11 protein-coding genes and 1 riboswitch are annotated in these 14,939 nt (G+C 30.7%); of the genes, 9 read left to right on the forward strand and 2 right to left on the reverse strand.

All coding sequences use genetic code 11. From position 1 onward, the window contains the following. Nucleotides 1-141: 141 nt before the first annotated feature. The 8 genes from CLOBL_RS15845 (at nucleotide 142) to CLOBL_RS15880 (ending at nucleotide 9,241) form a co-directional block, all read left to right on the forward strand. Nucleotides 142-918: a TSUP family transporter gene (locus tag CLOBL_RS15845; RefSeq protein ID WP_077859935.1), complete on the forward strand. Its 777-nt coding sequence runs from the start codon at nucleotides 142-144 to the stop codon at nucleotides 916-918. A gap of 35 nt (nucleotides 919-953) precedes the next feature. Further along, nucleotides 954-1,120, forward strand: a riboswitch (Lysine riboswitch). A 467-nt stretch (nucleotides 1,121-1,587) separates the two neighbouring features. Continuing rightward, a complete protein-coding gene (gene dapA, locus CLOBL_RS15850) occupies nucleotides 1,588-2,448 on the forward strand; it encodes a 4-hydroxy-tetrahydrodipicolinate synthase (protein ID WP_077859936.1) in 861 nt (286 codons plus the stop codon). Nucleotides 2,449-2,674: 226 nt separating this feature from the next. Then, nucleotides 2,675-4,330, forward strand: coding sequence for a SulP family inorganic anion transporter (locus tag CLOBL_RS15855; protein ID WP_077859937.1), 1,656 nt, complete (start codon nucleotides 2,675-2,677; stop codon nucleotides 4,328-4,330). A gap of 238 nt (nucleotides 4,331-4,568) precedes the next feature. Then, complete coding sequence (locus CLOBL_RS15860) at nucleotides 4,569-5,519, forward strand: aminoglycoside phosphotransferase family protein (protein WP_077859938.1); 951 nt, start codon at nucleotides 4,569-4,571, stop codon at nucleotides 5,517-5,519. 292 nt (nucleotides 5,520-5,811) lie between these two features. Next, nucleotides 5,812-7,053 carry an ammonium transporter gene (locus CLOBL_RS15865; protein WP_077859939.1) on the forward strand — a complete coding sequence of 414 codons (1,242 nt, stop codon included), beginning with the start codon at nucleotides 5,812-5,814 and terminating at the stop codon, nucleotides 7,051-7,053. A gap of 147 nt (nucleotides 7,054-7,200) precedes the next feature. Then, complete coding sequence (locus CLOBL_RS15870; RefSeq protein ID WP_009167548.1) at nucleotides 7,201-7,539, forward strand: P-II family nitrogen regulator; 339 nt, start codon at nucleotides 7,201-7,203, stop codon at nucleotides 7,537-7,539. 378 nt (nucleotides 7,540-7,917) lie between these two features. Continuing rightward, nucleotides 7,918-8,541, forward strand: a complete 624-nt coding sequence (locus tag CLOBL_RS15875) for an HD domain-containing protein (RefSeq protein ID WP_077859940.1) — start codon at nucleotides 7,918-7,920, stop codon at nucleotides 8,539-8,541. Nucleotides 8,542-8,704: 163 nt separating this feature from the next. Continuing rightward, nucleotides 8,705-9,241, forward strand: coding sequence for an Hsp20/alpha crystallin family protein (locus CLOBL_RS15880; RefSeq protein ID WP_077859941.1), 537 nt, complete (start codon nucleotides 8,705-8,707; stop codon nucleotides 9,239-9,241). Nucleotides 9,242-9,447: 206 nt separating this feature from the next. On the opposite strand, the gene CLOBL_RS15885 is transcribed toward CLOBL_RS15880, so the two are convergent. Together CLOBL_RS15885 and CLOBL_RS15890 are read right to left on the reverse strand one after the other, a co-directional pair. Then, entirely contained in the window at nucleotides 9,448-11,025 is a 1,578-nt protein-coding gene (locus tag CLOBL_RS15885) for a DEAD/DEAH box helicase (RefSeq protein WP_077859942.1), read from the reverse strand. Nucleotides 11,026-11,295: 270 nt separating this feature from the next. Then, nucleotides 11,296-12,018, reverse strand: coding sequence for a lysophospholipid acyltransferase family protein (locus CLOBL_RS15890; protein WP_077859943.1), 723 nt, complete (start codon nucleotides 12,016-12,018; stop codon nucleotides 11,296-11,298). Nucleotides 12,019-12,352: 334 nt separating this feature from the next. Here CLOBL_RS15890 and CLOBL_RS15895 point away from each other — a divergent pair, with 334 nt between their 5' ends. Beyond that, complete coding sequence (locus tag CLOBL_RS15895) at nucleotides 12,353-14,731, forward strand: cation-translocating P-type ATPase (protein ID WP_077859944.1); 2,379 nt, start codon at nucleotides 12,353-12,355, stop codon at nucleotides 14,729-14,731. The last annotated feature ends 208 nt before the right edge of the window (nucleotides 14,732-14,939 follow it).

A 14,939-nucleotide genomic window follows, 5' to 3' on the forward strand; every position in this document is an offset into this window, starting at 1 on the left:
CTGCATGGGAGACTGTGTGGCAGAGTAGGACGTTGCGAGGTAAGATAAAAGATAGTCGGATGACTATCTTTTTTATTTTGATTATTTTTATTCTGTAGGGAATAGAATTAAAATTCAAAGTATATATAATGGGGGCGCGCTATGTATTCTTATGGAGTAATGTTACTTATTATATGTCCATTAGTATTTTGCGCAGGCTTTGTGGACGCTGCTGCTGGGGGTGGAGGAATTATATCTCTACCTGCATATATTTTTGCTGGAATTCCTATACATGTAGCATATGGAACGAACAAATTTGCAAATTGCATTGGTACATCAATTGCATCTGCCAAGTTTTTTAAGAGCGGAAATATAAAAATTAAATCAGCATTGTCATCAGCATTCGGCGCATTAATTGGATCGTGGTTTGGGACACAATTAGTATTAATTTTAGATGATAAATATTTACAATATTGCTTAATTGTAATTCTACCAGTGGTTGGACTATTTATGCTCTTCAATAGAAGAATTGGACAAGAGAAAAAGAAAAAAGAGTTATCTAAGAAAAAAGTGTATTTAATAGCACTAGCAATAGGTATTATAATAGGTGCGTATGATGGTTTTTTTGGACCAGGTACAGGAACCTTTTTAATATTAGCATTTACATCTTTTTTATCTCTTGATATTATAACAGCATCAGGTAATGCTAAAATAGTTAATCTAGCATCTAATTTAGCAGCGCTTATAGCGTACATATTAAATGGAAAAGTATTTTTTATGATAGGAATACCTGCAGCTATATGTGCAGTAGTTGGAAATTATCTTGGTGCACATTTCGCAATAAAAAATGGTGCTAAGTTCATAAAGCCGGTAATAGTACTGGTAATAATATTATTGTTTGCTAAAATAGCATCTGGACTTTTATTTACAAGTAATTAAGTAAGTGATATAATTGTAATAATTTAATAACGGAAACCTAAGGTAGAGGCGCTATTAATAAAGAGTACTTATTATGAGTTGGCAAACGTTGATTTGTAAGGAAAGGTATTATGGCCGAAGATTTAAATCATGCAAAGATTTATTTCTGGGTATGCATAAAATATATGTATAACTGTCACGAAAGTGGAGAGCTACAAGGATGATGAAATTAAAAATAATAATAAAATTGCTTTATTGTTATATTTTAATTTTATGAAAATCTTTATGAATTACTCTACCCGTTGGTATTTTACCAGCGGGTTTCTTATTTATGAAGTATTAAATAAGGAGGTGTGGTATAAAGTTTATTAAAACTTATAGAGTGGATAATATGAGTACAGCTTTTGAAATCTCACTAAAGAATTGTATTAATGGAAAAAAAATATAGAAATGCGTCATGTGGTTATTATATAGGTAATATAAAATGAATAGCATTTTTTACAATATTTTTAGCATTTTTAGCTGTGTAAGATGTAAAAAATTATAATAATATAATAGTGATAAATGAAATAAAGATATCAGAATAAGTTAGAGATCTAATAGATGAAATTTTAGTTTATTAATCTATAGAAAGTTTATGATAATTAGTATATTTTTTATGAAATAAATATGTGGGGAAGTGTAACAGTTATGAAAATCGAAGGAGTCATAGTACCATTAATAACACCATTTAAGGATGGGAAAGTTGATTTAAAATCCTATGAAAAAATGGTTAATCATTATATAGAGGAAGGTGTAAGTGGAATAATACCTCTTGGAACCACAGGAGAATCTCCTACAGTCTTATCTTACGAATATGAAGATATTTTAGCTAAAACCATGGAATGCAATAATAAAAGAGTACCAGTATTTGTAGGGCTAGGTGGAAATAATACTAGTGAAGTAGCTAAAATGGTAAAAGTAGCAGAAAAGTATGATGTGGATGGAATATTATCTGTAGCACCATATTACTCTAGGCCTAATCAAGCAGGAATTTATGAGCATTTTAAATATATATCAGAAGCAACTAGTTTAAATATGATTCTTTATAATATACCATATAGAACTGGGACAAACATTGAAAATGAAACAGTTCATAAATTAGCAAAATTAAAAAATATAGTAGGAATAAAAGATTGTTCTGGAAACATGAAACAGACAACAGAATTATTATTAAATCCGCCAAAGGACTTCTCAATTTTAACAGGTGATGATGCATATTTTTATACAACACTTGTGCTTGGTGGACAAGGTGGTATAATGGCATCAGCTAATTTAAAAACTAAGGAATTCATAGATATATATAATTTGGTTAAATCAAATAATCATGAGGAAGCATTAAAGAGATGGAAGTCATTATATGGTATGATACCACTTCTATTTGCAGAACCTAATCCAGCACCATTAAAATATTGCTTAAATAAGCTTGGATTAATAGAATCAGATGAAATTAGGTTACCATTGGTTGGGATAACAGAAGAATTGAAAATTAAGTTAGACAAAATATTATAAAAAGAAAAAAATGTATAGTGAAGTTCTTTAAACTGAAAAGCAAAGCCTATATCTTATTATGAAATCTAAGATATAGGTTAATTTTTATTATTTAGCAAATATGTTTTTATAAAAGGAACCATTGTGAGGAAGATGAAATATAAGATAAGTGCGAGGTTTACTTTGACTACTACAGAAATTAGGAGTATTATGAAATCTGACAAAAAATTTAAGGAAGTGATTTAAAATGACACCCAAGTTCTTTTCTATGATTAAGAACAAGGAAATTACAAAAGAACAAATAATGAAAGATATTATAGCAGGTATGATTGTTGCTATAATAGCATTACCATTATCAGTAGCCCTCGCGATATCATCAGGAGTATCACCAGAGAAGGGACTTATAACTGCAATATTTGGAGGATTTATAGTTTCATTTTTAGGAGGGAGTAAAGTTCAAATAGGGGGGCCAACAGCTGCTTTTGTTGTAATAGTTTATTCTATTATTCAAGAGTATGGCTTAAATGGACTTATTACAGCTACAATAATGGCAGGAATTATATTAATTATTATGGGATTATTAAAGTTCGGATCATTAATTAAATACATACCGCAGACTATAACTATAGGTTTTACTGCGGGTATAGCAGTAACGTTAATATCAACGGAAGTCAAAGATTTTCTTGGACTGTCAATTGACAATGTACCAGCAGAATTTTTGGGGAAATGGCAGAGTTATTTTGCAAACATAGGAACATTAAATACATGGTCCTTATTCATAGGATTAGGATCTATAATTATAATGGTGGTCTGGCCTAAAATTAATAAAACAATACCAGGCTCAATGATTGCATTGGTTGCTGCAACTATTTTTGTACAAGTATTAAATATACCAGTAGAAACTATAGGAAGCAGATTTAAAGAAATTTCATCTGCAATGCCAGAACCTTCATTCCCAGCACTTAGCATGGATCAAATAAACAAGCTATTTGCACCTGCTATGTCAATTGCTATCTTAGGAGCTTTAGAATCCTTGTTATCAGCAACAGTAGCTGACGGAATGATTTCAGATACTCATGATTCCAATATGGAGCTTACAGCTCAGGGGATAGCTAATATTACTTGTGCACTATTTGGTGGAATACCAGCTACAGGTGCAATAGCAAGAACTGCTGCTAACATAAAATCAAACGGAAGAAGTCCTATTTCAGGAATAGTTCATGCTATATTGTTATTAATTACTATGTTAGTATTAATGCCTTTTGCGAAGCTAGTACCAATGACCGTATTAGCAGCTATATTAGTTATTGTAGCTTATAATATGAGTCAATGGAGAGTATTTAAGGCATTATTAAAGGCGCCTAAAAGTGATGTAATTGTATTATTGGTCACATTTGCTTGTACAGTTGTGTTTGATTTAGTAGTAGCAATAGGCGTAGGTATGATTATGACAATGTTTTTATTTATGAAAAGAGTATCAGATACGACTCAAATTAGAGATTTAGTAGACGAAGGTGTTTTTGATGAAGATATATCTACTGTTTTGGAAAAAGCACATGGAAAAATACATGTATATCAAATAAATGGACCAATGTTTTTTGGTGTAGTACAGGAATTTATTACAAAGATGAAAAAGCTTGAGGAGTCAGTTGAGGTTGTTATTTTAGACATGCGTCATACTCATGCCATAGATGCCTCAGCTATAGATGCACTAACTAGGCTGCTTAAACATTGTAATACTCTAAATATAAGGTTCTGCCTTACTCATGTGCAGGAGCAGCCAATGAAAGTATTAAATAAAATGAAGTTCATGGTCAAGGTAGGAGAAAGCAATATATATGAAACAAAGACAGAAGCTATAGAAGAAGCATATGACTATGTGAGAAATTTAGAGGCATCTTAAAAACCTTGAAGTTAAAAAAGTCTACAATTCTTGGAAAATATGAAAATATATTATTTAGATTGTAATTAATTAAAAAGGATGTTCTAATAAAAATAATTGTTAGGGCATCTTTAATTATTATGGAGAAATTTATTGTTGTGGTAATTTATAAAAAGTAGCTAGTTTTTTAAGCATATATAATGATAATATATTATAATTGAATTTGAATAAAATAATTAGCTATAGGCGAGGTATACTTATGGAATATGGATGGGAGAGAACATTTCCGTTTTTGGAGATTGATTCTGATAAAATTGGCAAGTTATTTGAAGGTGTATTGGAAGAAAAAAATATTGTTTGTGTAACGAAAGTAAATGAAGGCTGTAGGACAACAAATTATATTGTTCAATCAGATCAATTAAATAAAAAGTATATTTTAAAAATATTTTTATCTACAGATCAAGAGCATAAGAAGGAAATTAAATTATTGAGACAGTTAGCCAATAATTCTATTTTTCCTGTTTCTAAAATATATAAGTTTAGTACACATGAATTGATTCAAGGGAGAGAATATGCAATTTATGAGTATCTAGAAGGCAGCACATTAGGAAAAGCCATTAATGAGGGATATTCATTAGAAGAAAGCTTTGTTAGAGAAGCCGCAAGGTCATTAGCTCAAATACATAGTCACGAATTTAATAAAGCAGGATTTTTAGATGAAAATTTAAATATAGCAGAAGAATTACCGCCTCTTAGCTTATGGTATGAAATTTCTATGGGAGATAAGGCTAAAGAGCGATTAGGAAAAAGTATTGTGGAGAAAATAAATAATTTAGTTAAAGAAAATGAAAAAATATTAACAAAATTAGATGAGGATATTAGACTTGTTCATGGAGACTTTCAAGGAACAAATATTTTGATAAAGGATGGTAAACTGGCTGGATTATTAGATTGGGAGTTTGCAATGGCAGGGCATCCTTTAGCGGATATAGGACAATTCTTTAGATATGAAGAGTGCTTTAATAGCAAGCTAATTAAGGCTTTTGAAGAGGAATACAATAAAAATTCAAGTTATAAACTTATGAAGGACTGGTATAAAATAAGTAAACTTCGGGATTTGGTAAATTTAATTCAATTAATTGATACGGAAGAAGACATGCCTACTAAGCATGCAAACATAAAAAAGATAATAAGCAATAATTTGGAATAAATTTGAAAAGTATTAAAACAAATTAAAATTAGTAATGAAAAAAATGTTGACAAAAGTATATTAAGATAATATACTAAGATAAAACAACGGTGTTTGAAAGATATATGAAAAGTATATTCTTCAAGCACCTTTTTTTGTTAGTAAAAATTATAATATTATAATTATAAAAAAAATTTTACAAGGTTAGTTTTGTAGAAGTAACATGCGCATTTACTTTTAACTAACATTAATTTGAAGAAATACTAAAAATAGGCTTTTAATATAAAAGTAATACTTAGAGGGGGATATTATTATGGAAATTAATTTAGGCGATAGCAGTTTTATATTAATTTGTTCAGCACTTGTACTTTTAATGACTCCAGGACTTGCATTCTTTTATGGTGGAATGGTTCGTAGAAAAAATGTTTTAAATACATTAATGTCTTCATTTTTTATTTGTGGTTTAGCATCAATATTGTGGGTTTTTATAGGTTATACATTATCATTTGGTGATGATATTGGAGGAGTAATAGGTGGATTTAACTTCTTCTTATTCAACGGCGTAGGCGGAGATCCTGTAGCAATTGCACCTACTATACCTCATGAACTTTTCGCAGCATTCCAAATGATGTTTGCAATTATTACTCCAGCACTTATAACTGGATCTTTAGTAGGTAGAATGAAATTCTCAGCATTATTCATATTTATAGGTCTATGGTCAATCTTGGTATACTATCCATTAGCTCATATGGTATGGGGCGGCGGAATAATTGGTTCTTTAGGAGCAGTAGATTTCGCTGGTGGAGATGTAGTACACATAAGTTCAGGAGTTTCAGGACTTGTAGCTTGTATAGTTTTAGGTAAGAGACGTGGATATGGTATGATGTCATATCAACCACACAATATTCCTTTTGTAGTTTTAGGTGCAGCATTACTTTGGTTCGGATGGTTTGGATTTAATGCAGGTAGTGCATTAGGAGCTGGTCCACTTGCAGTACATGCATTTATGACAACAAATACTGCAGCAGCAGCAGCAATGCTTTCATGGATGTTTATTGAAAAAGTTAAACATGGTAAACCAACAGTGCTTGGAGCAGCAACTGGAGCAGTTGTAGGATTAGTTGCAATTACACCAGCAGCAGGATTTGTTCCACTTTGGAGCTCAATCATAATAGGAGCTGTAGTATCTCCAATATGTTTCTTCTTCATGAGCGTAGTAAAAGCTAAATTCGGATATGATGATGCTCTTGACGCTTTTGGATGTCACGGAATCGGCGGAGTTTGGGGCGGTATTGCAACTGGATTATTTACTCAAACATCAATTAACTCTGTAGCAAAATGGAATGGTCTTTTCTTTGGAGATGTTAATCTTTTAATTGCTCAAATTGAAGGTATTGCAATAACAGTAGTATTTGCAGCAGTCATGACATTCATAATCTTAAAAGTTATGAAACTATTCATGAATATCAGAGTTGAAAGTTCAGAAGAAGCTGATGGTCTTGATGTAGCTGAACATGGTGAATCTGCTTATCCAGCATATAATGGATTAGACTAATTGGGTATAAGAATAAAATATTAATAATATAATATATATTGAAGCAGAGAATCTATTTAAGGATATTTTATGATATAATTTTAGATAAAGACTTTCTAAAGAGATATGTATGTATATTACAATAGTTGATTGGGGAGGAAATATATTATGAAAAGAATAGAAGCGATTATAAGACCTTCAAAGCTTGAAGATATTAAAGAAGCTTTACAAAATAATAGTATTAATGGTGTAACTATAAGCCAGGTTATGGGATGCGGACAACAACGTGGCTGGAAGGAATATCATAGGGGAACTGAAATAACAACTAATGTATTACCAAAAATAGAAGTAAAGATAGCTGTTGAAGATGAAAAGGTAGAAGAAGTTATCGAATTAATAACATCAATTGCTAGAACTGGTGAAGTTGGGGATGGTAAAATATTTGTTGTTGATATTGCAGAATGTGTGAGAATTAGAACTGGCGAAAGAGGAGACAAAGCTCTATAAGAGAGCAGTAGAAAAAGTTTCTGTAAGGTTCTTGTTTAATACAGCCTATTTAAAGAAGTAGATAAAATTTGTTTTATCTACTTCTTTTTTCATATAAGAATTTATATGGACTAAAAAAGATGTTAAAATTAAGATATCAGTAAACATAAAATATTATGTTTGTTGTAGAATATTCAATATTCTTAAGATTACAGATTAATTTTGTTTAATAATTTAAATATTAGAGATAATAAATTATTATATACATGCTTTAATTAGCAATTTAAAATTGATAATTAAAGTTAAAATCCTTACAAAATTTCTTGAAGTGTAAGATTATTAAAAATAAATTTGCAGCTAAATTAAATTTATATCTGCAAAGGTTTAATGGAGTGTATTATGACTGATAAAGATATTTTTTTAGAAATTGAAAAGCATTTACTAAATGACAATAAACCATCTGATTACATAAAAGAAGCACTTAAAAAGCATCTACTTGATGATTATCCATTTTCAATGATTAAGGAGCTGCAGGAGGTAGGGCAGAATCCAAAATATCATCCAGAAGGAAATGTGTTTATCCATACAATGATGGTCATTGATGAAGGGGTAAAAAGTAGAGAAAAGAGTAAAAATAAAAGAGCATTTATGTGGGCACTTTTACTGCATGATATAGGTAAAAAGCCAACGACTAAGCTTAGAAAAGGAAGATTGACTTCATATGATCATGACAGTGTAGGTGCTGATATGGTTACAAAGTTTTTTAAATGCTTTAATGAAGAGGAAGAATTTATTAATGAAGTCAGAGGCCTCGTAAGATGGCATATGCAGAGCTTGTTTGTAACTAAAGACATGAAATTTCAAAGCATTGGAGACATGGTAAAGGATGTAGATGTGAATGAAATAGTATTAGTCTCTCTTTCAGATAGATTGGGTAGAGGCGGTCTTGACGATAAGGAAGTGAAAGAGACAAAGAATCAGATGAATATGTTTAAAGATACCATAAGTAACTTTAATAAATAAAGAAAGAGACTATCAAAAAATGATAGTCTCTTTTCTTAAGCAATCTCATACAGATGAAAATGCAGATTAGAGGAAGTAATCCTAGCAATTAAGAAAATATTTTAAACAATTTAGTACTTTATAAATATTATATAAATATTAAGAAGTATATTTGGAGGATAAAATGTTTAAGATATTTTCTTTTGGATTTAGCGATAAGCTGAATCTCAATAATATTGGAAATATAAGTGGAGTAATACAATCTTTTTTAGATAATATCGATCTAAGCGAAATTACAAAAAGCTATGAAGAGGCTTCTAATGAGCACTTAGAGAAAGATGAAGAGACAGAGAGCAGTTTTATTCAACTTAAGCAAGATGATGATATGTATTTATTGACAATAAATTTAAGAGGGATTGATCTTAGAGAATTGAGTATAAGATATGATCCAGGAATAATAGAGGTAAATGCAAATAGATCTGAAGTACAAAGAAGCGGTTTTGGAATCTTATATAACAATATGATTGTAAAAAAATCATATAATAAAAAATTTGAAAATATTGAAGAAATCGATACGGATCAGGTACTTAAAAATATTGATAATGGAGTTCTCAGCATAAGAATGCCTAAAAAGTATATATTGGAAGGTGGTACTAATATTATAGAAGTAGATTCAATAGAAGTGGATTCATATGATGAGGATAATGAGGATAATTATTGATATATGTGAATAAAAATAAAATGTGCTGTAGATAATTTTAATATTAATGAAAAGCAATAAGCTTTTCTTCATTAATTTATCACTTGTCACTCACAATTTGTCACGAATTTAAGTATGTTCTTTCAATATAAAAATGCAAAATAAAAAGGGAGGATAAGCTTTAGGTATATACCTAAGAATAAATCTTCCCTTAATGTAAGAATTAATTACTTCTTACGTTTATTAGCAACTTCAACATTGACCTTTTTCCTATTAATTTTTCCGCCTGGACATTTATTTAATATTTTAGCAGATACAGTTTCATCGACTGTTACAAATGAGAAATTTTCCATAAGATCAATTTGACCAATTGCTGAAGCATTAATTTTTGTCATATCTCTAATGTAATTAATTAATACTTTTGGAGTTAAACCATCTTTTTTACCAACAGAGAAGAATAAACGAACATCTTCTTTTTTAGGTGCTTCTAATTTGTCTGAGCTATAATCAAAGACTATTTCATTATCAAATTTTATCTTCATCAATGCTGCAATAACTGATATTGGATCATTAGCTTCAGTTAATTCTATTGCACTTGGAATAAATTTAGTAAGTTCGCCAGCATCAATAGCTTCTTTAACAGCTGAAATCATATTCTTGAATTTCTTACTGTTAATTTCTTCGGCAGTTGGAACAGGTTTTTGTGTAATTGAGCTCTTAGTAACATTTTGGATTTGCTTAAGCATTGAAAAATCCTTTGGAGTTACTAATGAATAAGCAGTACCGCTTTTGTTAGCTCTACCAGTTCTACCAATTCTGTGAACATAAGATTCAACATCTTGAGGTAAGTCATAATTAAATACATGAGTTACACCTTCTACATCTATACCTCTGGCAGCAACATCAGTAGCAATTAATAAGCTTAATGTACCTTCTTTAAACTTATTTAAAGTAGTTAGTCTATGAGCTTGAGTCATATCTCCGTGCATTCCTTCAACCATGTAGCCTTTTGACTGCAATTCTTGTACAAGCTCATCAACGCCTCTTTTAGTTCTGCAGAAAATTATAGCCGAACTTGGATTATCTAAATCTAATAATCTGCAAAGAGCTTCTAATCTGTGTTTGTTATTTATCATAAAATAACTTTGTTCAATCTTAGATACAGTTAGTGAGCTTTTCTTTATAGTAACAAGCTTTGCATCTGGTTTCATGTATCTTTTAGCAAGTTTTGCTATTGGATCAGGCATTGTTGCTGAAAATAGTAAAGTTTGTCTTTCAGCTGGTGTATGGCTAAGAATTGCTTCTATATCATCGATAAAGCCCATATTAAGCATTTCATCAGCTTCATCTAATACTAAAAATTCTATGCTGTCTAAATGAAGGCACTTTCTCTTTAAAAGATCTAAAAGTCTTCCTGGAGTTCCAACAACGATATCTACAGTACCTTTCTTTAGGGCTCTGATTTGTCTGTCAATTGAGTCTCCGCCATAAACAGATAATACTTCAGCCTTTTCATATTTAGAAAGTCTCTTTATTTCATCGTTAACTTGAACCGCAAGTTCTCTTGTTGGTGCTAAAACAAGTGCTTTTATACCTCTTGCATTGCTCATCTTTGTAAGTATTGGTAAACTATAAGCAGCAGTTTTACCAGTACCGGTTTGTGCCTGCCCTATTAAGTCAGCGCCACTAAGGGTTACCGGAATACTCTGCTCTTGAATTTGAGATGGTTGTGTAAAACCAAGGTCCGATATTGCTCTAACAATACTCTCTTTAAGACCTAATGTAGCAAATTGATTGTCATTCATTAAATATCCTCGTTTCTATTTTTTTGTATATAAAATTAGTTAAAATTTCCTTAATAACTTATATTAAAGTTTTATATAAGCCAAATGAACTTATTATAACATATGATGCAAAGCCATGTCAAAAAGTATCCATACAATATTATGAGCCAAAATTACGATTACATATACCAAAAAAACGTATAAATTTAAATTTTTAATAAAATATTGATATAAATCTTAATTATATAGAAAAAGACTGTCTCAAATTTTGAGACAGTGGATATTTTTAAATTAGTTAGCTTTGTATTTGCTCGATATGATAGAATGAACGTATTCTGGAAGATTTTCTAGTTCCTCTTTGCTTAGAGAAGAAGTCTCTATTGGAGGATGGATTACCAATTCTATCTCTGCCCCTTTAATTTTATTATTGTTAGCTTCTAATAATTTATATGTTCCATTTATAGTAAGCGGAACTATTGGGCATTTTGATTTTGTAGCAAGCTTAAAACTGCCGCCCTTAAATTCATTAACGGGTTTACCCTTACTTCTTGTGCCCTCAGGGAATATTACCATTGAGTACCCAGACTTCAATAGCTTTATGCCGTCAACTATGGCTTCAGCAGATTTTCTTAAATTATTCCTATCCATAAAAATGCAGTTAATATATTTCATCCAGGTGCTTATAAAAGGCCAGCTTTCAAGTTCTTTTTTTGCAATAAATCCTTTTGGAATATCAATAGTACTTAGCAATAATGGAATATCAAAGTTACTTTGATGATTAGAAACAAATAATACCGTTTTATCTTTAGGAAGATTTTCTGATCCAATAACATTAACTTTAGCGCCACTTACACGTATAACAAATTTACCCCATGAGTGAGTTACCTTATGAATATATTCTTTTCTTTTTTGCAAATCACCTTTATTAGTTAAAGATTTTATTTTAATTCTATGAATAGAAGCAAAAATCAGGCTTATTATAAGGCATGGATAAAAAAATATAGTTCTTAGCATTAATTTGTACCTCCTTAATATAGTACTCTTTACATTAATCAGTATAATATATAAATTAAGGTTTTGAAAGTTTAAATAAATTAGAGATAAATTAATTTATTTAAAATTAAGTAAATTTATAGGGAAAAATAATATCAAAATAAGGTATAATATATATATTCTGATTAACAATGTACATTTTATAACTAACTAATTAATGATGAAATTTTTTAGAATCTTTTAAAACAATTATATTTTAAAAAGTGTATATATTTAATTAGAATTTATATATTATAAATGGTTTGTTATGTTAAATAACAGTAAAAAATAATTTTACATAGGCAGGAGAAATTTAATGAATTTAAATAATATGCAGGAGAAAAATGATGAAGAGATTCTAGGTTTGACATCGAAAGAAGTTAAGCAGAGGATTAAAGAAGGTAAAGTTAATCATATTCCTAAAACTCCGTCAAGAACCATATTTCAGATAATACGAGCAAATCTATTTACAAAATTTAATGCAATAAATTTTGCACTTGCAGCCGCAATTATTTTAGCAGGTTCACCTAAGAATGCCATTTTTGTTGGGGTTATAATAGTTAATACATTAATAGGTGTAATTCAAGAGGTTAAAGCAAAGCGTACCTTAGAAAAGTTATCTGTTATAAGTATGGCTCATGCAAAGGTTCTTAGGGATGGAAACGTAAAAGAAATTCCGATAGAAGAAATTGTATTAGATGATGTTATTTATTTAGAGACCGGTATGCAGGTACTCGCAGATGGAGAAGTTTTGCAGAGTAATGGACTTGAAATAGATGAATCGATGCTTACAGGTGAAGCAGATGCAATAGCAAAGAATACTAAGGAAAAGTTATTGTCTGGAAGCTTTGTGGTTTCTGGAGAGGGTTATGTAGTAGTTACGAAAGTTGGAAAAGAGACTTATTCTTCAAGCCTTGCAGAAGAAGCAAGACAGTTTAAAATAATAAATTCAGAATTACAGGCAGCTATTGATAAGATATTTAAGGTGATAATATGGATTGTGCCTCCATTATCAGTGTTTTTAATACTATCTCAGTTAAGAATTCCCGGAAATACATGGCAGGATGCGGCTATAGGAGCAGTATCAGGAATTGTTGGAATGATACCTGAAGGACTTGTACTATTAACGAGTGCGACCTTTATAGTTTCAATTGTAAAATTATCAAAATATGATACATTAGTTCAGGAATTGTGTGCAACAGAAGTATTAGCAAGAGTAGATGTCCTCTGCTTAGATAAGACAGGAACAATAACACAAGGAGATTTAAGGTTAGCTGAAGTAAAGAATATTGGAAGCAGAGCTTCTGAAGAGATAGATAACATATTAGCAGTGTTAATTAATAATCTTCCAAGTAATAATCCGACTCAGAAAGCTATACTCCAAAAATATAAAGAATATGATAAAAGCATAAAATGTACAGATAAAATCGCTTTTTCATCTAAAAGAAAATGGAGCGGCGCTGCTTTTGAGGGACTTGGAACATGGATTTTAGGAGCACCAGAGATGATATTAAATAAGGAATATCATTTTATAGAAGGTATAGTTAAAGAAGAAGCTAGTAAAGGAAAAAGAGTCTTATTGTTAGCTCAGCTTCATAATGAGTTAAATGAAAGGCTGGAAGGAAAAATAGAAAGTGTTGCTTTGATATTAATTGAAGATATTATAAGAGAAGCAGCACCACGGGTATTAGAATACTTCAGAGGAGAAGGTGTGGAGGTAAAAATAATATCAGGAGATAACCCGGTTACAGTTTCAGAAGTCGCAAGGCGGGCAGGGGTTGAAAATTGGGATAAATATATCGATGCAAGGGAATTACCAGAAGATAATGAGGCGCTAAAGAAAGTAATCGAAGAGACTACAGTTTTTGGAAGAGTAACTCCGCATCAAAAGAAGAAAATAGTTGTAGCGCTTCAGGAAATGGATCATACTGTTGCAATGACAGGTGATGGAGTAAATGATGTACTTGCACTTAAAGCTTCAGATTGTGGAATAGCAATGGCAAATGGATCTGATGCAACAAAGGCGGTAGCACAATTAGTGCTCATGAAATCAGATTTTAGTGCACTTCCAAAAGTTATTGAAGAAGGAAGAAAGCAAATTAATAACTTGGAAAGAGTTTCAGAACTATTTTTATCGAAGACTATATTCTGCATAATATTATCTTTTGCATGTTCAATATTATTTATAGAGTTTCCAATACTTCCAATACAATTATCCCTAATAGGAAGTTGTGCTATAGGAATTCCATCCTTCTTTTTAGCATTACTTCCAAGTACCGGTGGAGTTAAGAAAGGATTCTTGACGAGGATTGTAACGGTTAGTGTTCCAAATGGAATATTGATTGCAGTGTTTACCCTTGTGACAGTTTTATTGTCCATTCAAATGAAGTTGCCAATGCAGTACGGCAGGACGCTTGCAGTATTGATGTTCGGCGGAATGAGCATGGTTATATTATTCAGGGTTGCAAGACCATTAACAAAGTTTAAGACTATATTGTGTTTTGCAATGTTTGGGATCATAGTGCTTGGATTTTTAACTCCAATTGGAAGATTCATATTCAGTTTATCAAAAGTAGGATTAAGGGATTGGGTGATAGCTTTAGCAGTAATAGTATGCTCGGGACCTTTGATAACTAAGATTGTTGATGTATTTAGAAATAGAGTTAATAAGAAATTTAAGATAAAAACAACTTAGAATAATTTACAGTTTACAATGCACAGTTTACAGTTGAGGAAGAAAGGCCAGGAGGGCTTTTCATGAAAATAGTATTAAAAAACAACAGATCAGATTAATGATCTAGAAAAGTTAGTGAGTTGCTTAAAGTAGGATTGCAGTTGTTACTTTGGGCAGCTTTATTTTTTATCATGAGTAGTTCTATTTTATTGCAATTTCCTGTTATTTC

This window comes from Clostridium sp. BL-8, assembly GCF_002006495.1.
In the GTDB taxonomy this organism is placed as follows: Bacteria; Bacillota; Clostridia; order Clostridiales; family Clostridiaceae; genus Clostridium.

What these genes read in the sequence shown, in the direction of transcription:
- CLOBL_RS15845 (WP_077859935.1), top strand. Translation starts at nt 142, where the DNA reads ATGTATTCTTATGGAGTAATGTTACTTATTATATGTCCATTAGTATTT.
- dapA (WP_077859936.1), top strand. Translation starts at nt 1,588, where the DNA reads ATGAAAATCGAAGGAGTCATAGTACCATTAATAACACCATTTAAGGAT.
- CLOBL_RS15855 (WP_077859937.1), top strand. Translation starts at nt 2,675, where the DNA reads ATGACACCCAAGTTCTTTTCTATGATTAAGAACAAGGAAATTACAAAA.
- CLOBL_RS15860 (WP_077859938.1), top strand. Translation starts at nt 4,569, where the DNA reads ATGGAATATGGATGGGAGAGAACATTTCCGTTTTTGGAGATTGATTCT.
- CLOBL_RS15865 (WP_077859939.1), top strand. Translation starts at nt 5,812, where the DNA reads ATGGAAATTAATTTAGGCGATAGCAGTTTTATATTAATTTGTTCAGCA.
- CLOBL_RS15870 (WP_009167548.1), top strand. Translation starts at nt 7,201, where the DNA reads ATGAAAAGAATAGAAGCGATTATAAGACCTTCAAAGCTTGAAGATATT.
- CLOBL_RS15875 (WP_077859940.1), top strand. Translation starts at nt 7,918, where the DNA reads ATGACTGATAAAGATATTTTTTTAGAAATTGAAAAGCATTTACTAAAT.
- CLOBL_RS15880 (WP_077859941.1), top strand. Translation starts at nt 8,705, where the DNA reads ATGTTTAAGATATTTTCTTTTGGATTTAGCGATAAGCTGAATCTCAAT.
- CLOBL_RS15885 (WP_077859942.1), bottom strand. Translation starts at nt 11,025, where the DNA reads ATGAATGACAATCAATTTGCTACATTAGGTCTTAAAGAGAGTATTGTT.
- CLOBL_RS15890 (WP_077859943.1), bottom strand. Translation starts at nt 12,018, where the DNA reads ATGCTAAGAACTATATTTTTTTATCCATGCCTTATAATAAGCCTGATT.
- CLOBL_RS15895 (WP_077859944.1), top strand. Translation starts at nt 12,353, where the DNA reads ATGAATTTAAATAATATGCAGGAGAAAAATGATGAAGAGATTCTAGGT.